Here is a 26,363-nt window from a genome sequence, read left to right on the forward strand (position 1 = left end):
AAAGTCAGCCGGGTGGTTCCCTTTTCCGGCGCTCGCGTGGCTTACAGGCAAAGGGCCTCGTGTGGGCCCGCAACGCTGATAAAGGATGTGACGCATGCCCCCTCTGCCCCTTCGCCGGTTGCCCGCGCGGTCGCTGCCCATTGCCCTGCGCGCCGCCCTCCTCGCTGCACCTGTGCTGGCTATCCAACCCGTTCAGGCACAAACTTCGCCCAACGCCGAGCGCGCCGCCGGCCAGGCCTATGCCATTCCTGCCGGCCCGCTGTCGTCTGCCCTGAGCCGCTTCGCCAGTGAGGCTGAAATCCTGCTTGCAGTGGACGCCCAGCTGACCCAAGGCAAGCAAAGCCCGGGCGTACAGGGTAACTACAGCGTGGACGAAGGGCTGGGCAACCTGCTCCGGGGCACGGGCTTGCAAGCCGTGCGCGACAGCGGCGGCAACTACAGCGTGATCGACCTGCCCAGTGGTGATGGCGTTACCCTCGGCACCACCACCGTGCAAGGCTTCGCCTTGGGTAACGCGTTGGGCAGCATGGAGGGCTACAACGCCACTCATAGCAGCGTGGCGACCAAAACCAGCCTGCCGCTGGCCGAAACCTCACAAACCGTTTCGGTGGTTACCCGCCAGCAGATGGACGACCAGGGCTCGCGCACGGTTGCCCAAGCGGTTCGCTACACCCCAGGCGTGATGAGCAGCCCCTACGGCGCCACCACCCGCTACGATTACGTGGCCATGCGCGGCATCAATGACGGCTCGGTGGACAATATCTTTCTGGATGGGCAAAAGTTGCTGGGTGACAGCGGCACTTACAGCAGCCTGCAGGTAGACCCATTCTTCATCGAACGGATCGACATCCTGAAGGGGCCGTCTTCGGTGCTGTACGGCCGTAGCCTGCCCGGCGGCCTCGTGGCCCTGACCAGCAAGAAGCCGGAGTTCCAGAGCCGCCGCCATCTGGAGCTGTCCTACGGTAGCCAGGACGAACGCCAGGCCGCTCTGGACCTGACCGGCCCGCTGACGGACAACGTGGCCTACCGCCTGGCCGGCGTGGCACGCAAGGCCGGCAACCAGGTCGATGGCGTGGACGAAGAGCGTTACGCGCTGATGCCCTCCCTGAGCATCGACCTGGCCGAAGAAACCCGCCTCACCCTGCTGGCCATGCTTCAGCACGATCCCTCCAGCGGCTACCACGGCGGCCTGCCTGCCAACGGGACGGTGACCTCGTTCAATGGCCAGCGGATATCACGCTCGTTCTTCGAAGGTGACGACAACCTGGAGCGGTTCAAGCGCGACCAACAGATGCTGGGTTATCAGCTGGAGCACCGTTTCAACGATGTGGTTTCGGCCCGGCAGAACCTGATGTACGTGGACTCTCGCGTCGATTCGCGGCAGGTGTACCAGTACGGCTATACCACCAGCGCCGGGGACCTGTACCGGGCATACACCGGGGCCAACGAGGTGTTGCACGCCTGGAGCCTGGATAACCAGCTGCAGTTCGAATTCGACACCGGCTGGCTGAGCCACACCCTGGTCACAGGCCTGGATTACCAACGCCGGTGGGCCAAGGTGGACTACGACAGCGCCGGCGGTGCGCTCACGTCGAGCAACCCCTATACCGACTACACGCCGCCCGCCGGCCTGACCACGGCGCACCAGTACGATGAAAGCCGCCAGCTGAAACAAACCGGCCTTTACGTACAGGACCTCATCAGCCTGGACCGCTGGCGTTTCTCCCTGGGGGCACGCCAGGATTGGGTAGACGTGGCATTCCAGCACACCCAAGACGCCTATTACGGCAACCAGTCCGATCATGACAAGGACCGCCAGTTCACTGGCCGCGTGGGCGTGCTGTATGCCTTCGATAACGGCGTTTCGCCCTATGTAAGCTATTCCGAATCCTTCAACCCGAACACCACCAGCGCGTACAATCAGACCGCCACGGGCTGGGACCTGGCCCTGCTCGAACCCACCAAGGGCAAACAATACGAAGCGGGGGTCAAATACCAGCCGCCCGGCACCGATAACCTGTTCACCGCGTCGGTATTCGAACTCACCGAATCCAACCTGGCCAGCAAGGATTCCAACGAAAGCTTCTACCGCGCGGTCGGCGAGATCGAATCACGCGGGGTGGAGCTCGAAGCGCGGGTCAAGCCGGTGAAGGATCTGGACGTGGTCGCCAGCTACACCTACCTGGACGTGGAATACACCAAGGACTTCGTCGGCACCGCCGGGGTCAACAACAAGGGCAACACCCCTACCGCCGTCGCGCGCAACATGGCCTCGCTATGGGCGAGCTACCACTTCAGCGAAGACGCACTGGCGGGCCTGCAACTCGGCGCCGGCGTGCGTTACTTCGGGCGAAGCTGGGCCGACGCCGAAAACACCCTGCGCATCCCCGCCTACACCCTCTACGACGCATTGGTGGGCTACGACCTGGGCCAGGTGGGCCTCAAGGGCGTAGGCGTGCGGGTGAACCTCAACAACCTCACCGATGAAAAATACGTGGCAGCGTGCAACAGCCTGTACCAGTGCTACTACGGCGAAGGCCGCAATGTGATGGCGACGGTGAGTTACGACTTCTGAGGCAACGCCCTGAATGTGGCTGACTGCGCCTTGGGATTGGGCTGGCCATCCGGCGGAGCCTGGGACTGGAGTATGACTTTGGATTCCAGTGGCCACGGTTGGTCAGGTCACCGCTGAGGCTGACCAGGGTTGATGTTGTCCATGACACGACCCTGCCTGCTAGAGGTGAAACCAAGGTATAGGCAGGTGCCATGGATGTGTCAAAAGCCATACATAGGTAGCCGCTGGCCGGTGCCTCGCTTTCGGCAAACTTCCACTTCAACAAAAGTACTGGGAGGCCTTCAGCTAGATGGTAGCCCGCCGTGACGTGGCGGATACGTACCTTGGCGGGTCAGACTGTAGATTCAACATCGTCTCGTAATAAGTGGGAGGGGGAGCGCTCGAGGAATTGTTCCGGTGCAGGCTCTGCATGGAAATGCCGTCGCTTGCTATGGCAGTTGCCCGGCGGTGCAACCGAATGGCTGAGCGCATGAACAGAGCGACCCCGGTACCTATGGAAACTACGAGCGAAACCGCTGCAAGCGGCCCAAGCAAGACCGCCAGGTTGTTCTCGCGCGACATCAAGACAATCGTTGCAAACCCGAGGCCTGCGGCCCCTAATGTGGAAGCCACAAACACTGCTGCCAGTGCGGCTTCACCTGATGGGTCATTCTGGCTCACGGGCTGCCCGGCACAATAGCAGTAGCTATTTATTCCGCCCCTGCCAAAAGGGCTTTTGTCATCGGCGGATGTAAAGCGCATCAGAGGCGGTGAAAACAACCGTCGGCCATTCCCCAGCAAGTAAGCTCCGTGACTTTCCTGCCGCTGCCCGGTGAACGCGACAGCGCACCGCATAGGGTTGAAGCCATGCCCAAAAGGCGTATAGGCCCATCGTGCTTTCTGCTTGCGAGTAAACGTACTTGACACCGAAGCGAGCAGATCTGTCGAGATCAATACAGCGGCGTTGTTAACAAGCCCAGACATTTCGAATACCCGGTATGACGTGTCGCACCATCTGACCCTGATTTTTTGCCCGGTGCTACCTGACAAACTATCAGGCCACGTCGAGATCGCTTCCTTTGCGCCCCTACTGAACCTCCTCCGGCTTGACCACCACCCAGTTCTTGTCAGCCGTTACCGGCAGGCCTTCAGCCTTTTGAGCGTCGGCGTTCTGTTTGATCATGCCGTTGAGCTGGTCCATGTATTTGGCTTTGCGGTTGATCCACAGGTGGATGCCGCCTTTGCCTACGTCCACGCTGTGGAACAGCATGTAACCGTCGCTGGAGGGTGTGTCACCGGCCACCAGCACGGGTTTTTTCCATTGGTCGATGTAGGTGAGGATCGCCGCCTGCTTGCCGGCCATCCAGGTCGCGGGTGTCCATAGATAGGGGGTGAGCTCCAGGCCGAGGTTAGCTTCGGGCTTGTAAGTGCCGGCGCTGATCTGCTTGCGCGCCGTGGTGAGTTCACCGGTATCGCGGTTTTTCAGCAGGGTGGTTACGCCGATCACGTTCTGGGGTTTTACGTTGTAGCCGTATTTGGGGTCTGCGGCGACCATCCGCACAAGTTCTTCCGAGGCTGCGGTCATCACATACACCTCAATGCCGTTTTCCATCAGCTTGTTGTAGAGCTCGGTCTGGCCGGTGAACACCTTGGGCGGTTGCACTTCCATCGCGGTGACTTTGTCGCCGTCGAAGTAAGTGGCAGGGATGGGCTTGCCATACGCCATCAGTTCATCCACGTACCCTTTCAGCTCTTTGAGGGTGAAGCCGGAAAATACCTGGGCCACCCACGGGTAGCACACCATGTCGTCCACTTCGCACAGGCGATAGTAGTAACTGAACAGGCTTTCCTTGTGCTCGGCGGTGTCCTTGAACGGCATCAGCTTGAGCGAGGGGTCCAGCTTCTCCCGGGTCAGCACGCCTTTCATTTCCAGAAACGGCAGCAGCGACTCTTCCAGGTCATAGCGGTAGCTGGTGTTGTCCATGTCGAACACCGCGTAATTGCCCTTGTTGGCGTTGGCGGCGATCATGGCGTCCAGCTGTTTGGCCGCTTCGGGCGGCCAGTGCTTGAGTTCGGTGGCGGCAAGGGCGGGCCCTGCGAGGGCCAGGCAAATCGCAGCGGCAATCAGCTTCATCGGTATGCTCCCCGGGAGATGTCAGCACCCTAGCAGAGCCCTGTGACAAGCATGGGCTGGCTGCGACGATGGCCGTTCCGTTTACGCCACCGGCTTCTACAACCCGTGCTCAGCTGGCAGCCGCGGCCGGCCCGGCTTCCTCCTGCGCTGCGGTGTAATGCTGCAAATGCGGCAATGCCGCGCCCTCTTCGGTGAACAAGTGGCAGCGGCCGCCGGTCACGCCGATAGCCAAGGCCTGGCCAGCGGTGACCGCCAGGTGGCCCTCGCCCTTCACTGTAAACTCCTGGCCGTCGACAGCGACCGCGTGGGTAAAGGTTTCCCCGCCCAAGTGCTCTACCACAATGGCCTGGGCGGCGATGCGGGCATCACCCTGGCCGTTGGCGTACAGGTGCTCCGGCCTCAAGCCCAGGGTGAGGCTAGCCCCGGGCTGCACGCCGTCTGCCCGCACCGGCACTAACAGCCGTTCCCCGCCGGGCAAGCTTACGTGCACGCCTTCGGGCCCGACCGCGAGCACCGGCACCTTGAGGAAACGCATCTGCGGCGAACCGATGAACCCGGCCACAAACCGGTTGCGAGGGTGGTGGTACAGCTCCAGCGGCGAGCCCACTTGCTCGATGCCGCCCTTGTTCAGCACCACGATCTTGTCAGCCAGGGTCATGGCTTCGACCTGGTCGTGGGTCACGTAGATCATGGTGGCTTGCAGTTGCGCATGCAGCTTGGCGATCTCGATGCGCATCTGCACCCGCAGCGAGGCATCGAGGTTGGACAGCGGCTCGTCGAGCAGGAACACCTGAGGCTCATGGACGATGGCCCTGCCGATAGCCACCCGCTGCCGTTGGCCGCCCGACAGTGCCTTGGGCTTACGCTGCAGCAGCGGCTCAAGCTGGAGGATGCGCGCGGCGTTATGTACTTTTTCCTCGATACGGGCCTTGTCCACTTTCTGCATCTTCAGGCCGAAGGCGATGTTGTCGTACACGCTCATGTGCGGGTACAGCGCGTAAGACTGAAATACCATCGCCACCCCGCGGTCGGCGGGCTCCAGGGCGGTGACGTCGCGCGTGCCGATGTGAATGCTGCCCGCGGTGATGTTCTCCAGGCCCGCGATGCTGCGCAGCAAGGTGGACTTGCCACAGCCGGACGGCCCCACGAACACCACGAACTCGCGGCTCGCAATGCTCAGCTCGATGTCATGCAGCACCTTGATGTCGCCGTAGGCTTTTTCCACGCCATGCAGGCTGAGCTCGGTCACAGTCGTTACCCCTGATTCTTGTTCTGGATGGGCATTGCCCGCCCTGCAAGGCGGGTGTGTAACGAAGCCGCAACTGGCGGCTTGACAGGCAAGCAATTCACTCTACGATCATTTGTAATTCCAAAAATACAAATGTCAAGGAGCAGCCATGCGCGCAGCCTACATTCACGGGGTGCGAGACGTTCGAATCGCCGAACGGCCCCAGCCAGTCCCGGGCCCGGGCGAGATACTGCTCAAGGTGAGCGCGGTGGGCATTTGCGGCAGCGACCTGCACTACTACAAGGAAGCCGCCATCGGCCACGCCCGTATCACCCAGCCGTTCATCTGCGGGCATGAGTTCGCCGGCTACGTGGTAGGCGACCACCCCCAGCATGATCTTGCCGACGGGCAGCTCGTAGCCGTTGACCCCGCCAAACCCTGCGGCCATTGCGAATGGTGCCACCGCGGCCACGTCAACCTGTGCCCGCACGTACAATTTCTGGGCTCGCCGCCCAACCTGCACGGCGCCATGACTGAGTACATCGTAGTCTCGCCAAGCCAGATCTACCCGGTGCCACCCAACTTCACCAACGTGCAGGCGGCGATGCTCGAACCGCTGGGCGTGGCGATCCATGCCATGGACCTGGCCAAGACCAAACGTGTGCTCGAAACGGTGGCAATCATCGGTTGCGGGCCGATCGGCCTGTGCCTGTTGCAGTTGGCGCGCATGAGCTGCAAGGACGCTATCTACGCCATCGACCCCATCGACTATCGCACCGACAAGGCCGCGCAGTTGGGGGCCACCAAGGTAGCGGCGCACCACAGCGCCATCGCCGAGTGGACCGACGGCCGCGGCGTAGACCTGGTGCTGGAGGCGACCAACTCGCCGGAAGGTTTCCAGATCGCCGCTGATACCGCGCGCATCGGCGGCCGGGTGGTGCTGGTGGGCATTCCCGACGGTGACCAATACACACCGCTGAGCGCGTCGGTGCTGCGGCGCAAAGGGCTGGACGTGCGCATGTCCCGGCGCATGGGCCATGTGTACGACCGCGCGATCAAGCTGGTGGCCGATGGCCGGGTGGATGTGGATTGCCTGGTTACCCACCGCTTCGAATTGGGCCGCGCTGCGGACGCCTTCCAGTACCCCGCCGAGTTCATCGATGGCGCGTTGAAGACCGTCATCCTGCCTAATCCGGATTAATGCCACCCACCCCCACGTGACGTTCACCCACAACAATAAAAGAGAGGTTGCGTACATGAACAAGCCTGTTTGCCGGGCCCTGGCCCTCGGCCTAGCCCTGGGCAGCGTCGGTGCTCACGCCTGGACGCTCGAAGAAGCCGCCAAGCCGTACAAGGGCACTACCATCAAGGCGATTTTCCTCGACCGCCCCGGTTACGCCGCTGCCATCAAGCTATTGCCACAGTTCGAAAAGGCCACCGGCATCAAGGTCAGCTACGAAACCGTGCCTTACGAAAACAGCCGCGAACGGGAGGTGCTGAGCTTCACCTCCGGCGACGAGCTGGACGTGGTGCTCACCGACGTGGTGTGGATCGGCGAATTCGCCGGCAATGGCTGGCTGGAGCCGGTCAAGACCTTCACCGGCAACAAGGCGCTGGCCGACCCGGACCTGAAGCTGGACGGCTTTTTCCCGATCCTGCTCAAATCCTTCGGCGGTTGGGGCGATGAACTGTACGGCCTGCCCTTCGATAACTATTCCGGGCTGCTGTTCTACAACAAATGTCTGCTCAAAGACGCCGGCTTCGACAAGCCACCGGCCACCTGGGACGAGCTGCTGCACACCTACGCGCCCAAGCTCACCGACGCTGGCAAGGGGCAGTACGCCTACGCGCTGCAATCACGACGGGGCGAAACTCAGTCCGCCGACAGTTTCATGCGCATGCTCTGGCCCTTCGGCGGCTCGCTGCTGGACGCCAACTTCAAATCCAACCTCAATTCGAAGGAATCCCAGGCCGGCTTGCAGTTCCGCCAGGACCTGATGAAGTTCATGCCGCCCGGCATCGTCGATTATGACCACAACGAGGCGGTGAACGCCCTGGCCCAGGGCAAGGTGGCGATGATCACCGAGTGGTCAGCGTTCTACAGCACCTTGGCCGACCCGAACAAATCCAAGATCACCAGTTGCCTGGCCGTGGCCACCGAGCCCAAAGGCCCCGCCGGGCTGAAGCCTGCGCTGGGCGGTTTCTCCCTGGGCGTGAACGCCAACAGTTCGGAAGATAAAAAAGCCGCCGCCTGGCTGTTCATTCAGTGGGTAACCTCCGAAGCCATGGCCAAGCCTTACCTGGAAGCCGGTGGCGTGAGCGGGCGCACCAGCGTGTACAAAGACGCTGACGTACAAAAACGCTACCCCTTCGTGCAGCCCATGGTGACCTCATGGGAAGGCGGCGTACCCGATTACCGCCCGCGCTTCCCTGAATGGCCGGAAGTGTCCGAGGTAATCGGCGAGCATGGCACCGCCATGATGTTGGGCAAGGCCAGCGTGAGCGACGGCGCCAAGACCATTGGCGCCCGCGTGGAAGACATCCTGGGCAAGGCCGGTTACTACAAAGGCGACAAGCCCCTGCGTAAATGACCGGAACCGGCGCCTTGGCTTCCCAGCCTTGGCGCCATGGTTGCACACACTTGCGGAGGAACGCCGGCATGCCGGGCAAACCTGTACGCGAACTGGGCCCTGCCCTGTGGAACAACACCCGCGCGGCGCTGGCGTTTCTGGCGCCAGCCACGGTGGCGCTGGCACTTATCGGGATATTCCCCACCGTGTTCGCGCTGGTGAACTCGTTCCGCCAATACAACCTGGCCCGGCCTAAAGACCCCACGCCGTTCATTGGCGTGGACAATTACCTGAGCGTGCTCCAGGACCCATCCTTTTGGGCGGCGCTGGGCCGCACGTTCAGCTTCTTGCTGACCGTGCTGCCCGTTCAGCTGGCACTGGGCTTGATCATCGCGCTGTTGCTGCACAAGCCTGGCTTGAGCGGCTTCAAGTTGCTGGCGCGGATGAGCCTGGTGGTGCCACTGGCCACCGCGCCGGCCGTGGCGGGCTTGATCGGGCGGCTTATTTTCAACCGGGACTTCGGTGTCGCCAATGCCCTGCTGGGCATGGCCGGCGCCGGCCCGGTGGAATGGCTGGGCGACCCGCTCAATGCCTTCTTCGCCGTGGCGCTGATGGACATCTGGCAGTGGACGCCCTTCTGCGCGCTGGTGCTGCTGGCGGGCCTGACCATGGTACCCACCGAAGTGGAAGAAGCCGCGCGGCTGGAAACCCGCAGCCGCTGGCAGGTGCTGCGCTATGTGCAACTGCCCTTTTTGCTGCCCAGCGTGACGGTGATTCTGATCCTGCGCACCGCCGACGTGCTGAAGATGTTCGACACCGTGTTCACCATGACCCGAGGCGGCCCGGGTGCGGCCACGGAACTGGTGAGCGTGTACATCCAGCGCGTGGGCTTTCGTGTGTTCGATCAGGGCGTGGCATCGGCTCAGGCGATTCTGCTGTTGATCGTCACCATCGTACTGGCGCGGCTGTATATCCGATTCGTTTACCGGGAGGTTTGACATGAGCACCTTGGCTACGCCCGCAGGCGCGGCGCACAGCATTGCACGCCCCCGCATCCGGATTCATGCCTGGCACCTGGTGGGGCTGTTGGCCATCGTGCTGTTCGCCGTGTTCCCGTTCTACTGGATGGTCGCCACCAGCATGAAAACCCAGGCCGAAGCCCTGGCGTCGCCGCCGGTTTGGCTGTTCACCCCACGGCTGGATAACTACACCCAGGTGCTGTTCCAGCGCGACGTGCTGAGCAGCCTTGGCAACTCACTGATTGTGGCCTTGAGCACCACGGCGCTGGCGGTGGGGCTGGGCACCCCGGCGGCGTATGCGCTGGCGCGCTTCGAATTCCGCGGCAAGCAGGATTTGTGGTTCTGGTTCATCACCAACCGCATGCTCAGCCCGATTGTGGTGGCGCTGCCGGTGTACCTGATGGCGCGTACCCTCAATTTGATCGACACCCATCTGGTGCTGATCCTGGTGTACCTGACCTTCAACCTGCCGATCGTGGTGTGGATTTGCACCGATCAGTTTCGCGGCGTGCCCAAAGACCTGGACGAAGCTGCGCGGCTGTCGGGCGCCTCGCGCTGGGCGATCTTCTGGCGCATCGCGCTGCCCTTGGCCATGCCGGGCGTGGCGGTGTCAGCGATCTTCTCGTTCATTTTCTCCTGGAACGAACTGTTGTATGCCCTGGTGCTTACCCGCAACAACGCCCGTACCGCGCCGGTGAGCGCCACCAGTTTCATGAGCGGCTACGACTTGCCATGGGGCGAAATCACCGCAACCGGCACGCTGATCGTGTTCCCGGTGGTGATTTTCGCGTTGATGGTTTCGCGGCATCTGGTACAAGGGCTGACCATGGGCGCGGTGAAATAGCGCGCACGCATTACGGGCCAAGGGAACACACCGTGCACATTCGTCCACCTGATTTTGCAGACGCCGACACGGTCAACGCCGAAGACCAGCTGAACATCCGTATCGCCTGGTATTACTACGTCACCGACATGACCCAGCAACAGATCGCCGACCGCTTCGGCATCACCCGCGCGCGGGTCAACAAGGCGCTGGCCGCCAGCCGGGAAAACGGCGTGGTGCAGATCCGCATCAATTCGCCGCTGGCCAGCTGCGTGGCGCTGGAGCACCAACTTCAGGATCGCTATGGCCTGCAACGGGCAGTGGTGGTGCCCACGCCGGATGACCCGCGGATGATCTTCCGGGTGCTCGGGGTGGGCGTGGCGCCGCGGGTTCAGGACCACGTAGGCGAAGGCAGCATCGTTGCCGTGGGCTGGGGCCGCACCCTGCGCGAGGCCGTGCGCGAGCTGCAGGGCCGCGCGCTGCCGGGGGTTACCGTGCTGTCATTGCTGGGCGGGCTTCACTATGGTTCGGCGAACAACACCGTGGAGATCGCCTCCAGCCTGGCCGGGCTGTTCGGTGGCGAGTACTACTACCTCGCGGCGCCGGTGTTCGCCCCTTCCGAGCATTACCGCGACATGATCCTGGCCGAGGCCTCGGTGCAGGCCGTGCTGGGCAAGGCGAAGCAGGCCGACCTGGCGTTATTGACCGTGGGCGACCTCACCGAGCGCTCGTTGATGCTGGAGCTGGGGCTGGTGAACCCGGAAGACGGCGACAGCCTCAAAGCTGCTGGTGCCGTGGGCGACCTGCTTGGCCGCTGGTTGAACGCCAACGGTGAGGAAGTGGACCACCCCCTCAACCGCCGCGCCGTGTCCATCGAGCTGGAAGACCTTCGCCGCATCAAGCACGTGGTGCTGGTGTCCGGCGGGCCGTACAAGGCCGAGATCATCCGCGCCGTGCTCAAGCGCGGCTTCGTGCATGAACTGGTGATTGATGAGGCAGCGGCGCAGGAGTTGTTATAGCCGCTGTTCCTGGCTACCCGGGAGGGCCGGCCCCGCCGGTCCCACAATGTGATCATTACCTCCTGAGCCCAGCCAACCGCGGATACAGCGGCCGCAAGGCGGGATAAAGGTCGCTGTACACCGCCAGCAGTTCGGCGTGAAATGCCCGCTCCGCAACATTAGGCAGGAGGGTTTCGCCACCTTGGGTCATTGCCGCCGCTGCGGAAGCGAAGTCGGCGTACCAACCCGCGCCCACGGCGGCGGCGATGCCGGCGCCGAGGCTGGAAGCTTCCTGGGTGGTGGCCCGCACCACGGGCCGGTCGCAGATGTCAGCCACGATCTGGCACCACAAACGGCTGGCCGCGCCACCGCCGATGGCCACGAACTGTTCCACCGTACCGCCAGTGCTCTGGAGCACCGCCCGCGTGGCCACCGCCTGCTCCAGGGCGATGCCTTCGAGCAGCGCACGGTAGATCTCGCCACGGCCATGTTCCGGCCCCAGGCCCAGCAGGCAACCTCGTGCCTGGGCGTCCCACCACGGGTTCATCACCCCATTCCAGTACGGCAGCAACAGCAACCCACCACTGCCAGGAGGCGCCTTCGCGGCTTCAGCTTCCAGCATCGGCAAGCAACTGGCCGGGTCCAGCCCGAAGAATTGCCGCACCAGGGTGTTTACCAACAACGTACCTGCACGCAGCGAAGTTTCCAGCACATAGCCCTGACGGTCGATCGCGCACATTGTGCGAAAGGCGGGGTCCACCGCTGGCGTTTCACAGTACAGCCCCGACACCACGGCGGTACCAAGGTTAAGGTAGGCGGTGCCAGGCCGCACCATGCCCACCCCCAGCCCGCCCGCCTGGCCATCGCCGCCGCCCGCCACCACTGGTGTACCGGCCGGCACGCCGGTGGCGGTGGCCGCCTTCGTACTTACTTCACCTATCACATCACCCGGCGCCATAGCCTGAGGAAACGCCTGCGCGGCCACCTTGCCAGGGAGGGCATCGAGCACTTCCGGCGCCCAGCGGTGCGCGGCGATGTCAAAGGCGCCGAAGGGGTCGGCGCTGGCCCAACTGGTCGCAAATTCACCGGTAAGCTGGCGCACCAGCCAGGCGTGAGGGTCATACACGTGAGCAACCTGAGCGAACAGCTCCGGCTCGGCGCTGGCCATCCACGCCAGGCTGTAGATCGCCGGCGACCAGTCATAGGGTTTGCCGGTGAGCGCATGCAAGCGCTCGCGCCCTACCCGCTCGGCCACACCGGCCACTTGATGCTGGCGGCGCTCGTCCAGCCACAACAGCGCCGGGCGCAACAGGTGGTCTTCGGCGTCGGTCACTGCGAGGGTTTCACGCTGGTTGACCACCGCCAGCGACGCCACAGTGTGCCCGTTCAGTTGCACCATCAATGCTTGAAGCGCCGCCTGGGCCGCCGCCCACCACTCATGCGGGCTTTGCTCATAAGCTCCAGGTACGGGTTGCTGCAGCGTGAGCGGTGCCCGGGCTTGGGCAACCAGGTTGCCCGCAGGGTCCCACGCTATAGCCTTGCAGGTAGTTGTACTCAGATCGATGCCGATAACGACGTTGGCCATGGGCCGCCCCTGCGCTGGTTGTTATTTTTGGATAGCAACAGCCTAGCGCAACGCCGAGCCCCCCACCGTACCCAGGCATCAGCTTTCGAGGGGCCAGCGTTCAAGTACCTGCACAAATCGCTTGAGCCAGGCGTTGGCCTGGCTGCCATCCAGCGCACGGTGGTCGATGGTGAGAGTGACATAAGCGCGCGGCCGCACTTGTAAGGTATCGATGCCGTCCACTTCCTTGACCACCACCCGCTTCTCCAGCGCGCCAATGCCCAGGATCGCCGATTGCGGCTGGTTGATGATGATGGGCGTGGCCAGCAGCGTGCCGGCCACCCCATGGTTGGAGAGCGTGAAGGTGCCGCCTTGCAGGTCGGCGGCCCTCAAGCGGCCGGCGCGCGCGGCTTCTGTCTGCTCCTGCAAGCGCCGGGCGATACCCAGCAGCGAAAGCTCCTGCACCCGATGAACCACCGGCACCACCAGGCCTTCATCACCCAGGGCAGTACCTACGCCTATGTTGATGTCTTCGAACAACTCCAGCTCATCGTCATGCCAACGGCTGTTCACGGCCGGCGCGGCGGCCATGGCCTGGGCGGCAGCGGCGAGGAAATAGGCGGTGAAGGTGAGCGCACCGCCCTGCTCGGCGAACCGTGCCTTGTGCGCGTTGCGGTGGGCGATGATGGCGCTGAAATCGGCTTCCACCATGGCAGTCACGTGCGGAGCGGTACTCACCGAGCGCTGCATGTGCTCGGCAATCGCCCGGCGCATTGGGCTGTGGGGTATGCGCGCTGCCACGCGGGGGCCGGAGCCTTCCACAGGGACTGGCGCCGGCTTCGCAGCGGGTTGTTCCAGAGCGGCGACTACATCGGCCCGGGTCAGCCGCCCGCCGCGCCCGGTGCCCCGGCCCTTGAGCTGTTCGGCGCTCAGGCCGTTGTCCGCCAGCAAGCGGCGCACTGAAGGCGACAGCCGGGTTTCGACCGGGTTGGCGAGCGGCTGCGGGGCAGGCTGGGGTAACGTTGCCTGCAGCGGCCCCACGCTCACCCTGCCTAGCACGGCGCCGGGTTCGGCGGCCGCGCCTTCCTCCAGCACCACCCGCAAATACCCGGCGCACGGCGCGCACACTTCCACCACCACCTTGTCGGTTTCCAGCTCCGCGACCGGCTCGTGTTGGCTGACCTCGGCGCCAGGGCCCTTGAGCCAAGTGCGCAGCACGGCGCGGGTGCCTTCCTGCTGCAACGGGGCAAGGATGTTCTGATGATCCAGTGTCATGTCGTTCATCTCAAAACCCCAGCAGTTCGTCGAGCCTGGCCTGGATGCGCGCGACCGACGGCAGTACCGCTTCGAGCAGCCTGGGGTGATGAGGGCTGGGGATGTCGGGCATGGTCAGCCGGGACACTGGCGCGTCGAGGTCCAGGAAGGCTTCGTCGGCCACTACCGCCGCCACCTCGGCGCCGAAGCCAGCGGTGCCCAAGTCTTCATGCACGATGAGGCAGCGATGGGTTTTGCGCACCGAGGCCAGTACCGCTTCCCGGTCCCAGGGCATCAACGTGCGCAGGTCGAGCAGGTCCACGGGCCTGCCTTGTGCGGCCGCCTCGCAGCGCTCCACCATCGCGCCCCAGGCCACCACGGTAATGCCATCGCCGCTGAGCACCTGGCGGGCCTTGCCGAACGGCAGCGTGAAGTTGTCGCCGGGGTAGCAGCGGCGTGCAGAGGCCGCGTCGAGCATGGCGCGATGCTCGAAGAAGATCACCGGGTCGTTACCGCGCAGGGCCGTGCGCAGCAGCCCTACGGCGTCCTCGGCGTTGGAGGGCACGGCCACCTTCCAGCCGGGTGAGTGCACGAACTGCACTTCGTTGGTCTGGCTGTGCCAGGGATCGCCGCATTTAAAGAAGCCACCGGCGATGCGCACCACCATGGGCGCGGCGAAACGGTTATGGGTGCGCCAGCGCAGGGTGCCGCAGTCATTGAGCTGTTCCATTGCAGGGTCGGCATACTTGCGAAATTGTATCTCGGGTACCGGCACCAGCCCCGCCAACGCCATGCCCACCGCACGCCCGATGATGCCCTCCTCCGACAAGCTGGTGTCGAACACACGCTGCGCCCCGTGCTTTTCCTGCAAGCCCAGGGTTACCGCGTGCACCCCGCCTTTGGGGCCGATGTCTTCGCCGAACAGCACCACCCGCGGGTTCACGGTTAGCTCGTGGTCCAGCGTGCGCCGGATCGCGGCCACCATGTTCACACGCTGCCCGTCGGGGGTAGCGGTTTCGCTGGCGGGCGGCGGCTGATAACCCTCGGGCCACTGGCCGCCGCGCTGTTGCAGGGTACCGTCGAAAAACACATGGTCGGTGACGCGGGCAGGGTCGCTCAGAGGGCGGGCTTCGGCCTGCTCACACGCTTGGTGCATGGCTTCGGCGGCCTGCGCTTCCAGCCCGTCCCAGGCCTTGGCGCTGAGGTGGCCGGGTATCAGCAGCTCGCGCAGCCGGGGCAAGGGGTCGCGGGACCATTCGCGCTTGATCGTGGCCGCCGGTTTGTAGGCTTGCGTGTCCTGGAAGCTGTGGCCCTCCAACCGGGGCACCGTCAGCCGCAGCAGGCAAGGGCCCCGACGGGACCGCACATACTCCACAGCCTCAGCGATCAATGCGGCGCACTGCTCTGGCTGGCTGCCGTCCCCCGATAGCACGTGCAGGCCCTGGAAGCTGGCGAGGTTGCGGGCGATATCGCCACCCGGCGTTTGAAAGGTCGACGGTACGGAAATGCCGAAGCCGTTGTCCTCGATGTAAAACAGCATCGGCAACAGCTGGGTGGTAGCGATAGTGAGCGCGGACCAGAAGCCATTGGTGGCCACCGAGCCATCGCCCCCCAGCACCACGCTGATCGCGCGTTCATAGCCTGGCTGCTTGAGCACCTTGGTGCGGTATTCCAGCGCCTGTGCCCAGCCAGCGGTGGGCGTGTACTGGGCGCCTACCCCGCCGCACATGGGCAGCGCCGCCACGCCGCCGGGGTTGGGGTAGTTGAACACCACGCCAATGTCGCGCCCATCCGAGTAGCCTCCGGCCCGCGCCATGGACGAGCCTAGCGCGTCGGCAAGTTCCACGCCCAGCGCCAGCAACAACGGTCGCGAGCGGTAGTAACCACAGGCAGCGTCGTGAGGGTCGGTGAGTTGTAAACCCAGGAGTATCTGCGCCAGGTCATGGCCCCGCGCCGAGAACTGGTATAGCACCTTTTTCTGCGGCACCAGGGTTTTCTCTTCCAGCTCATCCAGCCCGCGTGACACCTTCAACAGGTACGCAACCCGCGCCCAGTCCGGGGCGGCCGTGGCCAGCGGGGCGGCCTGCGCTTCGCTCTGTAATACCGTCATCTTGTTATTGTCCCTAGCGGTAGAGGCGTAAGCACATGCTAGGGACAGCGGCGGAGAATAGGCTTTTTATTTTTCCCCGTTTAGGGCAGATTCGAGCATGAACCTGTTCGCTGAGCCCTATATGAATAACAAACATCAGCCAGATCCCCATTCAATGAAAATCCTCGCTGCGCTACAGGAAGATGGCCGCCTCTCCGTGCAGGACCTCGCCAACCGCATCGGCCTGTCGACGACGCCCACGTGGAAGCGCCTGAAGGCGCTTGAGCTGAGCGGGGCCATCCAGCGCTATACGGCGGTGATCGACCGGGCCCAGGTAGGCTTGGCCACCTGCGTGCTGGCGGAGATCAACCTGGCACGGCATGTGGAAAACGTGGTGGAGGCCTTCGAACAGGCCGTGCGCGACTGCCCGGCTATCGTGGAGTGTTACAGCACCACCGGCCAGGCGGACTACGTGCTCAAGGTGGTCACGCCCGACATCGCCCGCTACGACGCCTTTTTGCATGAAGTGATCTTCAAGCTGCCCGGGGTGAATGACATCCGCTCGGCCGTGGTGCTGCGCGAGGTCAAAAGCCACGGCGCCCTGCCGGTATAGCGAGGCCCGAATATGAGCGCCTACCCTTCCACACCCGACGGCCGTTACTTCGTGGTCAGGGGCCGCCTGTGGCGGTGCAGCAATCCAGCCTTGCCCGAAGCGACCCGAGCCGAGTACGTGAAGGCACTGATGAATGCACGCCGGGCGGTAAAAACCGCCAAGGCGTCGGAAGATTCGGCCGCGCTGAAGCGGGCCCGCGACCAGGTGAATGCGGCCAAGGTGGCCCTGGGCGAACGCGGCCCGGTGTGGTGGGACGACGGCGCCCCGGACTTCAACCGTTATCTGGTGAAGAACAGCCCGTATGCGCAGTGGTATGCGAAAGCGTTCGGCCTGTAGCTGTATCAGCGCCCTTGTTCGCGAGCTACGCCTTCGGCTGCGCCCGTCTTGTATGGTAGTACTTGAAGGGAGGAGGAGGGACAACGCCCGATTCTGACTGTTAGCCGCAGTACAGACCGTGGGAGATATCGCCCCTCCTCCTTTCACCCAAGCGCCGATAGAGAATGCTTTGGCTCGACCAACGATAGGAACAAGCTTGCGCCTCTGGGTGGCCCTTCAAGTGCTTCAGACCATATCCCGGAGATAAGCTCATGGCAATGCGCGCTTGCGTCTTACAACCGATCGTGGGCGTCGATGTCGCCAAGGCCGAACTGGTGATCTATCACGCTGCCGAAGAACAGCTCGTCACCATCCCCAATACCAAGGCCGCCATCAAGAAATGGCTCAAGGCGTTGCCAGCCAATGTGGCAGTCGCCATTGAAGCCACCAACATTTACCACCTTGAATTCTGCGACCTGGCACACGAATCGGGCTGCACTATTTACATGGTCGGCGGGTATGAACTCAGCCATTACCGTAAAGGGGTGGGTGTCCGTGCCAAAACCGACCCGCTGGACGCTCGGCTGTTGGCGCGCTACCTCAAGAACGAGGGCGATGACCTGCATCCCTGGGTGCCACCTACGCCGCTTTACCGCAGGCTGCTCAGCCTGTTTCGCCGGCGCGCCGCGTTGGTTGCCGCGCGAGTCGCCCTGGTACAGAGCTGGTCGAACGAGCCCCTGCTGAAAGCCGCGTTCGCAAGCCATGTGAAAGCGATGTTGAAGCTCGAAGCGCTGGTTGAGAAAACCATCAAGGACCTCCTCACGGAGGTCGGCTTGCTTGGTCAAATAAAACGCTGCATGAAAGTGGAAGGCATCGGGTTTCTGACTGCCGCCCGCCTGATGGCCAGCTTTCAGCGAGGCCACTTCAGAAGTTCTGATGCGTTCATCGCGTTTCTGGGAATCGACCTGCGTGTTTCGAGCTCCGGCCAGAAGGATGGCCGCCGCTCGTTAAGCAAGCGCGGCGACTCGGAAGTCCGCCGGTTGCTGCATAACGCGGCCATGGCAGCGAGCCGCACTGGCGCCTGGAAGGCCTGGTACGAAGCACGCAAGGCTCGAGGCTTCAGCACAACCGCAGCATTGGTGATGTTGGCGCGCAAGCTTGCCCGGGTAGTGTTCGCTTTGCTCAAGGACCAGAGTGAGTACCAGGCCAAAGCGGTGTAAAGGGTGAGGTAAGCCGCAAAGGGAATGAGCTCGGCGGTGCGCCAATTCACAGGCTTCGCCGGACGGCCGGCCCCCAGCTCCCACAGGGGCCGCGCTTGCCTTGCTGATAGGCCTGCCTTTGCCTTGGCGGGCGCAAGTGTGACCATGCGCGCGATATCGAAGTCGCCAGCGCGGGTGGAGCCTTGCGCCTGGATGGCAGGGACTTGCCGTTTGAAGCCCGGTTCATTCGAAGACAAGAGCTGCAAAAAACCTAGGCATCAACCATAGAATCTCCCACAGGGTTCATGCTGATACCCTAAGGGCGCTCATTCACATGTAGGAAGCGGGCGTCAGCTCGCGAATAGATTTTAGTGATGCACCCTTCGCCAGCTACGCCTGCGGCTCCGTGAGAGCAGGCGCTACGAACCGGATGGATCACGGAATCCCACGCAAGGCCTATTCCCCAATTACCACCCGTTCGAACCGCCCGGCCAGCAGCGTATAGGCCGCGATGCCGATTAGGCCGTGGGCCGCAACGAACCAGAGGGCGGCGTTGAACGAGCCGGTGGAGGCCACGAAGAAGCCGATCACCACAGGGGTAACGATACCGGCGATATTGCCGATGCCGTTGAACACGCCGCCGCTCAAACCCACCATGCCTTTGGGCGCGGTGTCGGACAGCACGGCCCAGCCTACCGCCGCCAGGCCTTTGCCGAAGAACGCCAGCGCCATGAGGGCGATGACCATCCAGTTGGCGTCCACGAAGTTGGCCGACACCAGGCTGGAAGCCAGCGCCATGCCGATCACGAACGGCGTTTTGCGTGCCCGGGAAGGATGCACACCCTTGCGGATCAGGTAGTCCGACACCACCCCACCCAGCACCCCACCGGAGAAGCCGCAGATGGCCGGCAGCGCGGCCACCCAACCGGCTTCCATGATAGTCATGCCGCGGCCCTTGATCAGGTAGATCGGGAACCAGGTGATAAAGAAGTAGGTGAGCGCGGTGATGCAATATTGGCCCAAGTAAATGGCCCAGAGGGTGCGGCTGGTGAACAGCTGCTTCACCTCCTGCCACTTGAGTTTGGGCTTTACTTCACGGCGGGTGGTTTCCAGGTCCACCAGGGCACCGCCCTCACGCATGTAGCTCAGTTCAGCCTCGCTCAGGCGCGAATCGCTGAAGGGCTCGCGGTACAGGGCGAACCAGAACACTGTGGCCACCAGCCCCAATGCGCCCATCCACAGGAACACGTGCTCCCAGCCCCAAGCGTGGGTGAGCCAGGCCATCAGCGGGGCGAACACCACCACGGCCATGTACTGGGCGGAGTTGAACAGCGCCGAGGCGGTACCGCGTTCGCTGGTGGGAAACCAGCACGACACGATGCGGTTGTTGGCCGGGAACGCGGGGGATTCCACCAGGCCGAGCATGAAGCGCATGCCGAACAGGGTGATCGCCGCCATCGAGCCTACCAGGCCGATCCAGCCCACCGTGCCCTGCAGCATGGTGAACACGGACCAGAGGAACAGGCTGCACCCGTACACCCGCCGCGCGCCGAACTTGTCCAGCAGCCAGCCCCCGGGGATCTGCCCCAAGGCGTAGGCCCAGGCGAAGGCGGAGAAGATCATCCCGAGCATGATCGGGTCCAGGCCCAGGTCTTTCACTACACCGGTACCGGCGATGGACATGGTGGCGCGGTCGGCATAATTGAGCACGGTGACGATGAAGATCAGCGCGAGGATCACGAAGCGGCGGCGGCCGACCCGTGCCTGGGCAATGGGTGCGGCCATTGAGGCGGTTCTGGCGGTCATGGCGGTCTCCGGCCTCCTTCAAGGGAGGTTTATTGTTGGAATCGGTGTAGCCCTGCAAGCCCAGCGTAGGAAACCCAGCCATGCGCGTCTAACATAGATACTGAATGGATCAATACAAGAATTGAATCGTGGAACTGCATCAGCTTCGTTGTTTCGTCACCGTGGCCGAAGAGCTGCACTTTGGCCGCGCCGCCAAACGGCTGTTCATGACTCAGCCGCCCCTCAGCCGGCAAATCCAGTTGCTGGAGCGTTCGCTCGGGGTCACGCTGCTGGAGCGCAGCAACCGCCAGGTCAAGCTCACCGTCGCCGGCCGCCACTTTCTACGGGACGCCCGACATGTGCTGAGCTACTCCGAACAGGTCGGTAACTCCGCCCGCCGCCTGGCCCACGGCGAGGCCGGGCGGCTGATGCTGGGCTTCACAGCCGTATCCGGTTACGCGCTGATCCCGGGCATGCTTGGCCACGCCCGCACCGTGCTGCCCGATGTGGAAGTGGAGCTACAGGAGATGGTATCCGGGGCTCAGGCCGAAGCGCTGGTGGCGCAAATGATCGACATCGGCTTCGTACGCCGGGCGGTGGCGCAGGATGAAATGGACTATCAATTGATCTGCCGCGAACCGCTACTGGTCACCCTGCCCAGCGGGCACCCTTTGGCGGCTTATGAACGCGCGGGGTTAGCGGACCTGGCCGAACACCCCTTCGTGATGTACGCGCCCGACGAAGGCCGCTATTTCTATGACTGCATCGCTGGCCTGTTCGCAGCCGCCGGTGTCACCCCGCGCTACGTGTATCACCTGGGGCAAACCCATTCGATCCTGGGCCTGGTGCGCGCCGGGCTGGGCGTGGCGATCGTGCCCGCGGCAGCGCAGGACCTCTACCCTGGCCAGCTGGAGTTCCGCCCACTGCTGGGCGCCGAAGCGTTCGCCGAAGTCCACATGGCGTCGCGCAAGGATAACGATAACCCAGCGCTGGGCCCGTTCCTGCGAATGGCGCAGGCGTACTTCGCCAACCTTGGCCGCCCAGCCTAGTGGCGCAGCATTCCCGTACACAGCAGCTCGAACACGCTGCGCATATGCCGCGCATGCCCTGCCCGGTCCGGCTCGGCCTCGGTGGCCAGCCGAATGAACGCCACGTTGGCGTACTGGTTGAACACCGTGGCGGCCACGTCCACATCGGTGGCGTCGCTGATCAGGCCCTCGGCCTTGAAGTGCTCCAGCACCGCCCGGGCTTGCTCCACCACGGCGGCGTTCCAGGGTTGGAATATTTCCGCCAGCTCTCCGGTGAACAGGGAAGGCGCCAGCTCTCGCCAGAGCGAGGCCGGTAAGGCGTCCAGCTGATTGCGAGTCATCAGCTGTTCAAGGTCGCACAGCGCCTCCAGCGGATGCCGGTACGCTGGCAAGCGGTCACGAAATTCACGCATCGCTTGCTGGTCCGGCTCGCTGAGCAGCGCCAGCAGTATCTGTTGCTTGCCGCCGAAGTAGTTCACCACCGTGGGTGCAGACACCCCCGCGCGGCTGGCGATCTGATCAAGCGTGGTGGCCGCGAAACCATTGGCGACAAACGCCTCCAACGCGGCGGCAGCAATCTGCTGGCGGCGCTGCTGTTTCTGGCGGGCCCTCAGGCCAAGGGGTTCTGGGTCATTCATGGGCACGATTCGCGAGTGCAGGAGACGCAGACGCTACCGGAAATACTTTCCCATTAAAAATCTTTTGTTTACAAAAATAATTTTGCGTGCGAAGAATTGCTCTCCCCTTCCCCCGAGGACACGACCGTGGCCCAGCCTTCTATAAAACGCACCACCGAGGACTACCAGGCGCTGGATGCCGCGCACCATATCCATGCCTTCGTCGATCAAAAGGCGTTGAACGCGAGTAAGCCCCGGGTGATGGTCAAAGGCGACGGGCTCGCGTTGTGGGACAACGACGGCACCCGCTACCTGGACGGCATGTCCGGCCTGTGGTGCACCAACCTCGGCTATGGCCGCAAGGACCTGGCCGCCGCCGCCACTGCTCAGCTGGCCGAGCTGCCGTACTACAACATGTTCTTTCACACCACCCACCCTGCCGTGGTGGAGCTGTCCGAGCTGCTGTTCAGCCTGTTGCCCGGCCACTACAGCCACGCGATCTACACCAACTCCGGCTCCGAAGCCAACGAAGTGCTGATCCGCACCGTGCGAAGGTATTGGCAGGTGATGGGCCAGCCGCAGAAGAAGATCATGATCGGCCGCTGGAATGGCTATCACGGCTCTACCTTGGCGGCGACGGCGCTGGGCGGCATGAAATTCATGCACGACATGGGCGGGATGATCCCGGACGTCGCCCACATCGACGAGCCTTACTGGTATGCCCACGGCGGTGACCTTTCTCCCGAAGCCTTTGGCTTGCAGGCCGCCCGCCAGCTGGAAGAAAAAATCCTCGAACTGGGTGCTGAAAACGTGGCGGCGTTCGTGGCTGAACCCTTCCAGGGCGCCGGCGGCATGATCATTCCACCGGCCACTTACTGGCCGGAGATCCAGCGCATCTGCCGCCAATACGATGTGCTGCTGTGCGCCGACGAAGTGATCGGCGGCTTCGGCCGCACCGGCGAATGGTTCGCCCACCAGGCGTTCGGCTTCGAGCCCGATACCCTGTCCATCGCCAAGGGGCTGACCTCAGGCTACATCCCCATGGGCGGGCTGATCCTGTCGCGGCGCATGGCCGAGGCGCTGGTGGAGAAAGGCGGCGTGTTCGCCCATGGCCTCACCTATTCCGGGCACCCGGTGGCCGCCGCCGTGGCCATCGCCAACCTTAAGGCACTGCGGGACGAAGGCATCGTGGAGCGGGTGAAAAGCGATACCGGGCCATACCTCCAGCAGCGGTTGCGCGAAGCCTTCGAGCAGCACCCCTTGATAGGCGAGATTCAGGGCCTGGGCATGGTCGCCGCCCTGCAGTTCGCTGAAGACCGCGCCACCCGCAAACGCTTCGACAACGAGAACGACATCGCCTGGCGTTGCCGCACCATTGGCTTCGAGGAAGGCATCATCATTCGCTCCACACTGGGCCGGATGATTCTTGCGCCCGCGCTGATCGCCACCCACGCGGAAATCGACCAGCTGGTGAACAAGACCCGCCTGGCCGTGGACCGCACCGCCCAGGAGATCGGCCGCGGCTAACCCCGCTGGGCCGCGCCGCGTCTGCGTTCAGGCGGTTCGGTCCCAGGCATTGGCCTCTTCGATGAAGTGCAGCACCGCGCTGGAGCGTTCATCGATACGGGAAATGAGCGATAGCTCGCTGACCATTTCCGGCTGCGCCAGCGGCACGATGTGTACGCCGGGCATGGTCAGCCGCGCTACGGGCTCAGGCACGATGCTGACGCCGATACCGGCCGCCACCAGCCCCGGGATACTCATCAGCGAGGGCACGTAGCGGATGTTGCCCGGGTGCAGCTGGTTCTGCCGACACGCCTGCAAGGTATGCGAGGTGAGGCCGATGCCGGCCGGGTCCTGCAGGAAAATGAAGTGTTCATGCCTGAGGGCCGCCAGCTCTCCGGAAAAGCTGTGCGCCAGCCCGTGGTTATCGGGGATCAGCAGCACCAGCCTGGCGTGGCTGAACGGGTGCGTGCGCAGGCGCTCGGGCAGGTGGTCCTTGAACACCCGTGCAAAGGCCAGGTCGATGGTGTGGTCCAGCAAGCCCTCGAACTGGCCGCGAATGCCGGCGTCCACCAGCGCTACCGTCACCTGCGGGAACGCACTGAAGTAGTAGCGCAGCAGCTGTGGCAGGTTCGGCTCGAGCAGCGCCGAGTGGAAACCGATGTTGATCTCGCCCACTTCACCCCGCCGCGCCCGCCGTGCTGCGGCGATCGCACTTTCGCCCTCTACGATCGACTGCCGTGCATGGGGCAGGAAGGCGTGCCCTGCCGGGGTTAGTGCTACGCCCCGCCCTTCCCGCCGAAACAGCGACAGCCCGAGCTCTTTCTCGAGCGTGCGGATCAACTGGCTGAGCGCCGGCTGCGCGATCCCCAGGTGTTCAGCCGCCTGGCTGAAATGTTGGAGGTCGGCGGCAACCACGAAGGCTTTCAGGTGACGCAGTTCCATGGCGCGCACTCATAAGGCGGCCTTATGGATTTGCTCGGCCAATGCCAGTTATTTTGCTGGCACGTTGGAGTACCGTCCAGTGACGTCTTCCCCTGCACGTGCTTCGGCGCCAGGAGCGGGCCCATAACCATAAAAACAATGGCAGGCCTTTATGAACGCAACCTCCGATTCTCCCCACGCTTCGCACATGCCGCGCCGGGCCGTTACCGCCGCGACCATCGGCACGGCGCTGGAATGGTTCGATTTCACCCTGTATGGCGCGGTGTCGGCCACCGTTTTGCCCAAGCTGTTCTTCCCGGCGATGGAGCCCACCGCCGGGCTGCTCGCCTCGCTGGCGACCTTCGGTGTTGGCTTGGCGGCACGACCGCTGGGTGCGATCACCTGCGGCTACCTGGGCGACAAGCTGGGCCGCCGCAACCTGATGCTCGCCACCGTCACCATGATGGGCCTGGCCTCGGTACTGATGGGGCTGTTGCCTACCTACAACCAAGTGGGCGTATGGGCGCCGGTGTTGCTGGTAATGCTGCGCATCATCCAGGGCTTCGCGCTTGGGGGAGAGTCCACCGGCGCGCAGCTTATGGCACTGGAGCATGCCGCCCCTGACAGGCGCGGGCGCTATTCCGGCCTGCTGGGCTTGTGTTCGCCGCTGAGCCAGATACTGGCCAACGCAGTGCTGATGGCCCTCGCGGCGACGTTAAGCGCGCAACAGTTCGACAGCTACGGCTGGCGCATCCCGTTCCTGATGAGCTTTGTGCTGGTGGTGGTAGCCATATTCATCCGCTTGAAGGTGGACGAAACCCCGGCCTTCGTCGCGCTGAAATCCGCCCCCGTCAAGCAGGTGCGTAGCCCGTTGAAATCCGCCTTGAGCAGCCACGGCAAAACCATCACGCGGCTGATGCTGTTCTTCTGCTCGCCAGCGGCGCTGTTCTACCTGATCGTGATCTTCTCCCTCAGCTACCTTACCAAGCACCTTGGCTTGAGCCAGTCCACAGGGTTCATGTCGCTGATGGTCGCCAACGTATGCGCCATCGTTGGTGCATTGGCCGGCGGCTACCTCTCGGATCGCTGGGGCCGCAAGAAGGCGTTGGCCTTCGGTTCCTGCATGACCCTGCTGATCCAGATGGTGTACTTCCCGATCCTCGATACCCGCAACCTGGGCGCAATCATGGCGATCATGGGGCTGTTCCTGGGCTTTACCCAGTTCCAGAGCGGCATTCAGCCTGTAGCTTTCGCCGAGGCCTTCCCCACCCAGGTGCGTTACTCCGGCTCGGCGCTCGCCTACACCGGTGCCAACCTGCTGGTAGGCGGCCCTATGCCGATGATCGCAGTGTGGCTGATGAGCCAGTCAGGTAACTCCCCGTGGCCGCTGGTGTCGCTGTGCGCGGCGATCAACCTGATGTCTCTGGCGATGATCTGCATCGGCCCGGAAACCCGGGGCATCGACCTCAACCGCGTGGTGGCTGAACAGCCACACGGTGAGCAGCCCAATGCGCTTCTCGCCAAACAATTTTCCAAATGACCCGGCAGACCTCCATGAACCGTACCGTATTCGTGCTCAATGGCCCCAACCTGAACCTGCTGGGGCGCCGCGAGCCTCATATCTACGGCCATACCACGCTCGCCGACATTCAGCGGCTTACCGAAGCCACCGCTGCACAGCTTGACCTGCGCTGTAACTTCCGCCAGACCAACCATGAGGGCGTGATGGTGGACTGGCTGCAGGAAGCGTTCGAGCAGGGCGCGGCGGTGGTGATCAATCCGGCGGGCCTATCCTTCCACTCCATTCCTGTGCTCGATGCGCTCAAATTGATCGAAGCTCCTTTGATAGAACTGCACCTGTCCAACATCCATGCCCGGGACGAACTGCACCGCCACTCCATCATGTCCACGGTGGCCAACGCCGTGATCTGCGGGCTGGGCGCGCAGGGGTACCCGTTGGCGATCAGAGCGGTTGCCGGGTTGCTGGAGGTCAACACGAATCCGTAGCAGCAAGGCTTGCCTGCGACACGGCCACCGCGGAATCTGCGGCCCTGCCTGAGTGGTGGCGGCCGAAGATAGCTATGAGCCCCTCGCCGTTAGCTTTTTCCTCGCTCCAAACCACATATTTAATAATTTTCCTTCCCCG

The 26,363-nt window shown here is 63.4% G+C and carries 22 protein-coding genes; 13 read left to right on the forward strand and 9 right to left on the reverse strand.

Annotated elements, in window-relative coordinates; genetic code table 11:
* The first annotated feature begins 94 nt into the window (after positions 1 to 94).
* Complete coding sequence (locus AC3Z8Y_RS13700) at positions 95 to 2,575, forward strand: TonB-dependent siderophore receptor (RefSeq protein ID WP_490086255.1); 2,481 nt, start codon at positions 95 to 97, stop codon at positions 2,573 to 2,575.
* A gap of 285 nt (positions 2,576 to 2,860) precedes the next feature.
* Here the strand turns inward: AC3Z8Y_RS13700 and AC3Z8Y_RS13705 are convergent, their stop codons facing one another.
* The 3 genes from AC3Z8Y_RS13705 to AC3Z8Y_RS13715 form a co-directional block, all read right to left on the reverse strand.
* Positions 2,861 to 3,538: an RHS repeat-associated core domain-containing protein gene (locus tag AC3Z8Y_RS13705; protein WP_490086256.1), complete on the reverse strand. Its 678-nt coding sequence runs from the start codon at positions 3,536 to 3,538 to the stop codon at positions 2,861 to 2,863.
* Between the two features lie 103 nt (positions 3,539 to 3,641).
* Positions 3,642 to 4,688, reverse strand: coding sequence for a haloacid dehalogenase-like hydrolase (locus AC3Z8Y_RS13710; RefSeq protein ID WP_490086257.1), 1,047 nt, complete (start codon positions 4,686 to 4,688; stop codon positions 3,642 to 3,644).
* Between the two features lie 109 nt (positions 4,689 to 4,797).
* Positions 4,798 to 5,937 (reverse strand): ABC transporter ATP-binding protein, encoded by a 1,140-nt coding sequence (locus AC3Z8Y_RS13715; RefSeq protein ID WP_490086258.1) that lies wholly within the window; start codon positions 5,935 to 5,937, stop codon positions 4,798 to 4,800.
* Positions 5,938 to 6,085: 148 nt separating this feature from the next.
* Here AC3Z8Y_RS13715 and AC3Z8Y_RS13720 point away from each other — a divergent pair, with 148 nt between their 5' ends.
* From AC3Z8Y_RS13720 to AC3Z8Y_RS13740, 5 genes are all read left to right on the forward strand, one after another.
* Positions 6,086 to 7,117 (forward strand): zinc-dependent alcohol dehydrogenase, encoded by a 1,032-nt coding sequence (locus tag AC3Z8Y_RS13720; protein ID WP_490086259.1) that lies wholly within the window; start codon positions 6,086 to 6,088, stop codon positions 7,115 to 7,117.
* Between the two features lie 55 nt (positions 7,118 to 7,172).
* Positions 7,173 to 8,507, forward strand: coding sequence for an ABC transporter substrate-binding protein (locus AC3Z8Y_RS13725; RefSeq protein ID WP_490086260.1), 1,335 nt, complete (start codon positions 7,173 to 7,175; stop codon positions 8,505 to 8,507).
* Positions 8,508 to 8,575: 68 nt separating this feature from the next.
* Entirely contained in the window at positions 8,576 to 9,484 is a 909-nt protein-coding gene (locus AC3Z8Y_RS13730; protein WP_225773765.1) for a carbohydrate ABC transporter permease, read from the forward strand.
* Between the two features lies 1 nt (position 9,485).
* The gene (locus AC3Z8Y_RS13735; protein WP_181116501.1) at positions 9,486 to 10,349 is read left to right on the forward strand and encodes a carbohydrate ABC transporter permease; all 864 of its coding nucleotides are present in this window, start codon (positions 9,486 to 9,488) and stop codon (positions 10,347 to 10,349) included.
* Positions 10,350 to 10,381: 32 nt separating this feature from the next.
* On the forward strand, positions 10,382 to 11,347 hold the full coding sequence (locus AC3Z8Y_RS13740) for a sugar-binding transcriptional regulator (protein ID WP_490086261.1): 966 nt from the start codon (positions 10,382 to 10,384) through the stop codon (positions 11,345 to 11,347).
* Between the two features lie 55 nt (positions 11,348 to 11,402).
* On the opposite strand, the gene AC3Z8Y_RS13745 is transcribed toward AC3Z8Y_RS13740, so the two are convergent.
* From AC3Z8Y_RS13745 to AC3Z8Y_RS13755, 3 genes are all read right to left on the reverse strand, one after another.
* Positions 11,403 to 12,911, reverse strand: coding sequence for a xylulokinase (locus AC3Z8Y_RS13745; RefSeq protein ID WP_490086262.1), 1,509 nt, complete (start codon positions 12,909 to 12,911; stop codon positions 11,403 to 11,405).
* Between the two features lie 78 nt (positions 12,912 to 12,989).
* Entirely contained in the window at positions 12,990 to 14,174 is a 1,185-nt protein-coding gene (locus AC3Z8Y_RS13750) for a 2-oxo acid dehydrogenase subunit E2 (protein WP_490086263.1), read from the reverse strand.
* Position 14,175: 1 nt separating this feature from the next.
* Positions 14,176 to 16,254: an alpha-ketoacid dehydrogenase subunit alpha/beta gene (locus AC3Z8Y_RS13755; protein WP_490086264.1), complete on the reverse strand. Its 2,079-nt coding sequence runs from the start codon at positions 16,252 to 16,254 to the stop codon at positions 14,176 to 14,178.
* Between the two features lie 121 nt (positions 16,255 to 16,375).
* Here AC3Z8Y_RS13755 and AC3Z8Y_RS13760 point away from each other — a divergent pair, with 121 nt between their 5' ends.
* The 3 genes from AC3Z8Y_RS13760 to AC3Z8Y_RS13770 all read left to right on the forward strand — a co-directional run bounded on the left by AC3Z8Y_RS13760 (position 16,376) and on the right by AC3Z8Y_RS13770 (position 18,381).
* Positions 16,376 to 16,846, forward strand: coding sequence for an Lrp/AsnC family transcriptional regulator (locus tag AC3Z8Y_RS13760; protein ID WP_490086265.1), 471 nt, complete (start codon positions 16,376 to 16,378; stop codon positions 16,844 to 16,846).
* A gap of 12 nt (positions 16,847 to 16,858) precedes the next feature.
* Positions 16,859 to 17,182, forward strand: coding sequence for a hypothetical protein (locus AC3Z8Y_RS13765; protein WP_490086266.1), 324 nt, complete (start codon positions 16,859 to 16,861; stop codon positions 17,180 to 17,182).
* A 251-nt stretch (positions 17,183 to 17,433) separates the two neighbouring features.
* Entirely contained in the window at positions 17,434 to 18,381 is a 948-nt protein-coding gene (locus AC3Z8Y_RS13770) for an IS110 family transposase (protein ID WP_490086267.1), read from the forward strand.
* Between the two features lie 435 nt (positions 18,382 to 18,816).
* On the opposite strand, the gene AC3Z8Y_RS13775 is transcribed toward AC3Z8Y_RS13770, so the two are convergent.
* A complete protein-coding gene (locus AC3Z8Y_RS13775) occupies positions 18,817 to 20,166 on the reverse strand; it encodes an MFS transporter (protein ID WP_490086268.1) in 1,350 nt (449 codons plus the stop codon).
* Positions 20,167 to 20,294: 128 nt separating this feature from the next.
* Here AC3Z8Y_RS13775 and AC3Z8Y_RS13780 point away from each other — a divergent pair, with 128 nt between their 5' ends.
* On the forward strand, positions 20,295 to 21,194 hold the full coding sequence (locus AC3Z8Y_RS13780; RefSeq protein ID WP_490086269.1) for a LysR family transcriptional regulator: 900 nt from the start codon (positions 20,295 to 20,297) through the stop codon (positions 21,192 to 21,194).
* Here the strand turns inward: AC3Z8Y_RS13780 and AC3Z8Y_RS13785 are convergent.
* On the reverse strand, positions 21,191 to 21,811 hold the full coding sequence (locus AC3Z8Y_RS13785) for a TetR/AcrR family transcriptional regulator (RefSeq protein WP_490086270.1): 621 nt from the start codon (positions 21,809 to 21,811) through the stop codon (positions 21,191 to 21,193). The genes AC3Z8Y_RS13780 and AC3Z8Y_RS13785 overlap by 4 nt on opposite strands.
* A gap of 126 nt (positions 21,812 to 21,937) precedes the next feature.
* Between AC3Z8Y_RS13785 and AC3Z8Y_RS13790 the strand changes: the two genes are divergently transcribed.
* Positions 21,938 to 23,317, forward strand: coding sequence for an aspartate aminotransferase family protein (locus AC3Z8Y_RS13790; protein ID WP_490086271.1), 1,380 nt, complete (start codon positions 21,938 to 21,940; stop codon positions 23,315 to 23,317).
* A gap of 27 nt (positions 23,318 to 23,344) precedes the next feature.
* Here the strand turns inward: AC3Z8Y_RS13790 and AC3Z8Y_RS13795 are convergent, their stop codons facing one another.
* Positions 23,345 to 24,238, reverse strand: coding sequence for a LysR family transcriptional regulator (locus AC3Z8Y_RS13795; protein WP_490086272.1), 894 nt, complete (start codon positions 24,236 to 24,238; stop codon positions 23,345 to 23,347).
* A 151-nt stretch (positions 24,239 to 24,389) separates the two neighbouring features.
* Between AC3Z8Y_RS13795 and AC3Z8Y_RS13800 the strand changes: the two genes are divergently transcribed.
* Positions 24,390 to 25,757, forward strand: a complete 1,368-nt coding sequence (locus AC3Z8Y_RS13800) for an MFS transporter (protein WP_490086273.1) — start codon at positions 24,390 to 24,392, stop codon at positions 25,755 to 25,757.
* 14 nt (positions 25,758 to 25,771) lie between these two features.
* Positions 25,772 to 26,224 (forward strand): type II 3-dehydroquinate dehydratase, encoded by a 453-nt coding sequence (locus AC3Z8Y_RS13805; RefSeq protein WP_490086274.1) that lies wholly within the window; start codon positions 25,772 to 25,774, stop codon positions 26,222 to 26,224.
* The last annotated feature ends 139 nt before the right edge of the window (positions 26,225 to 26,363 follow it).

The sequence above is a fragment of the Pseudomonas sp. 3MAES_34.3B genome, from assembly GCF_058145875.1.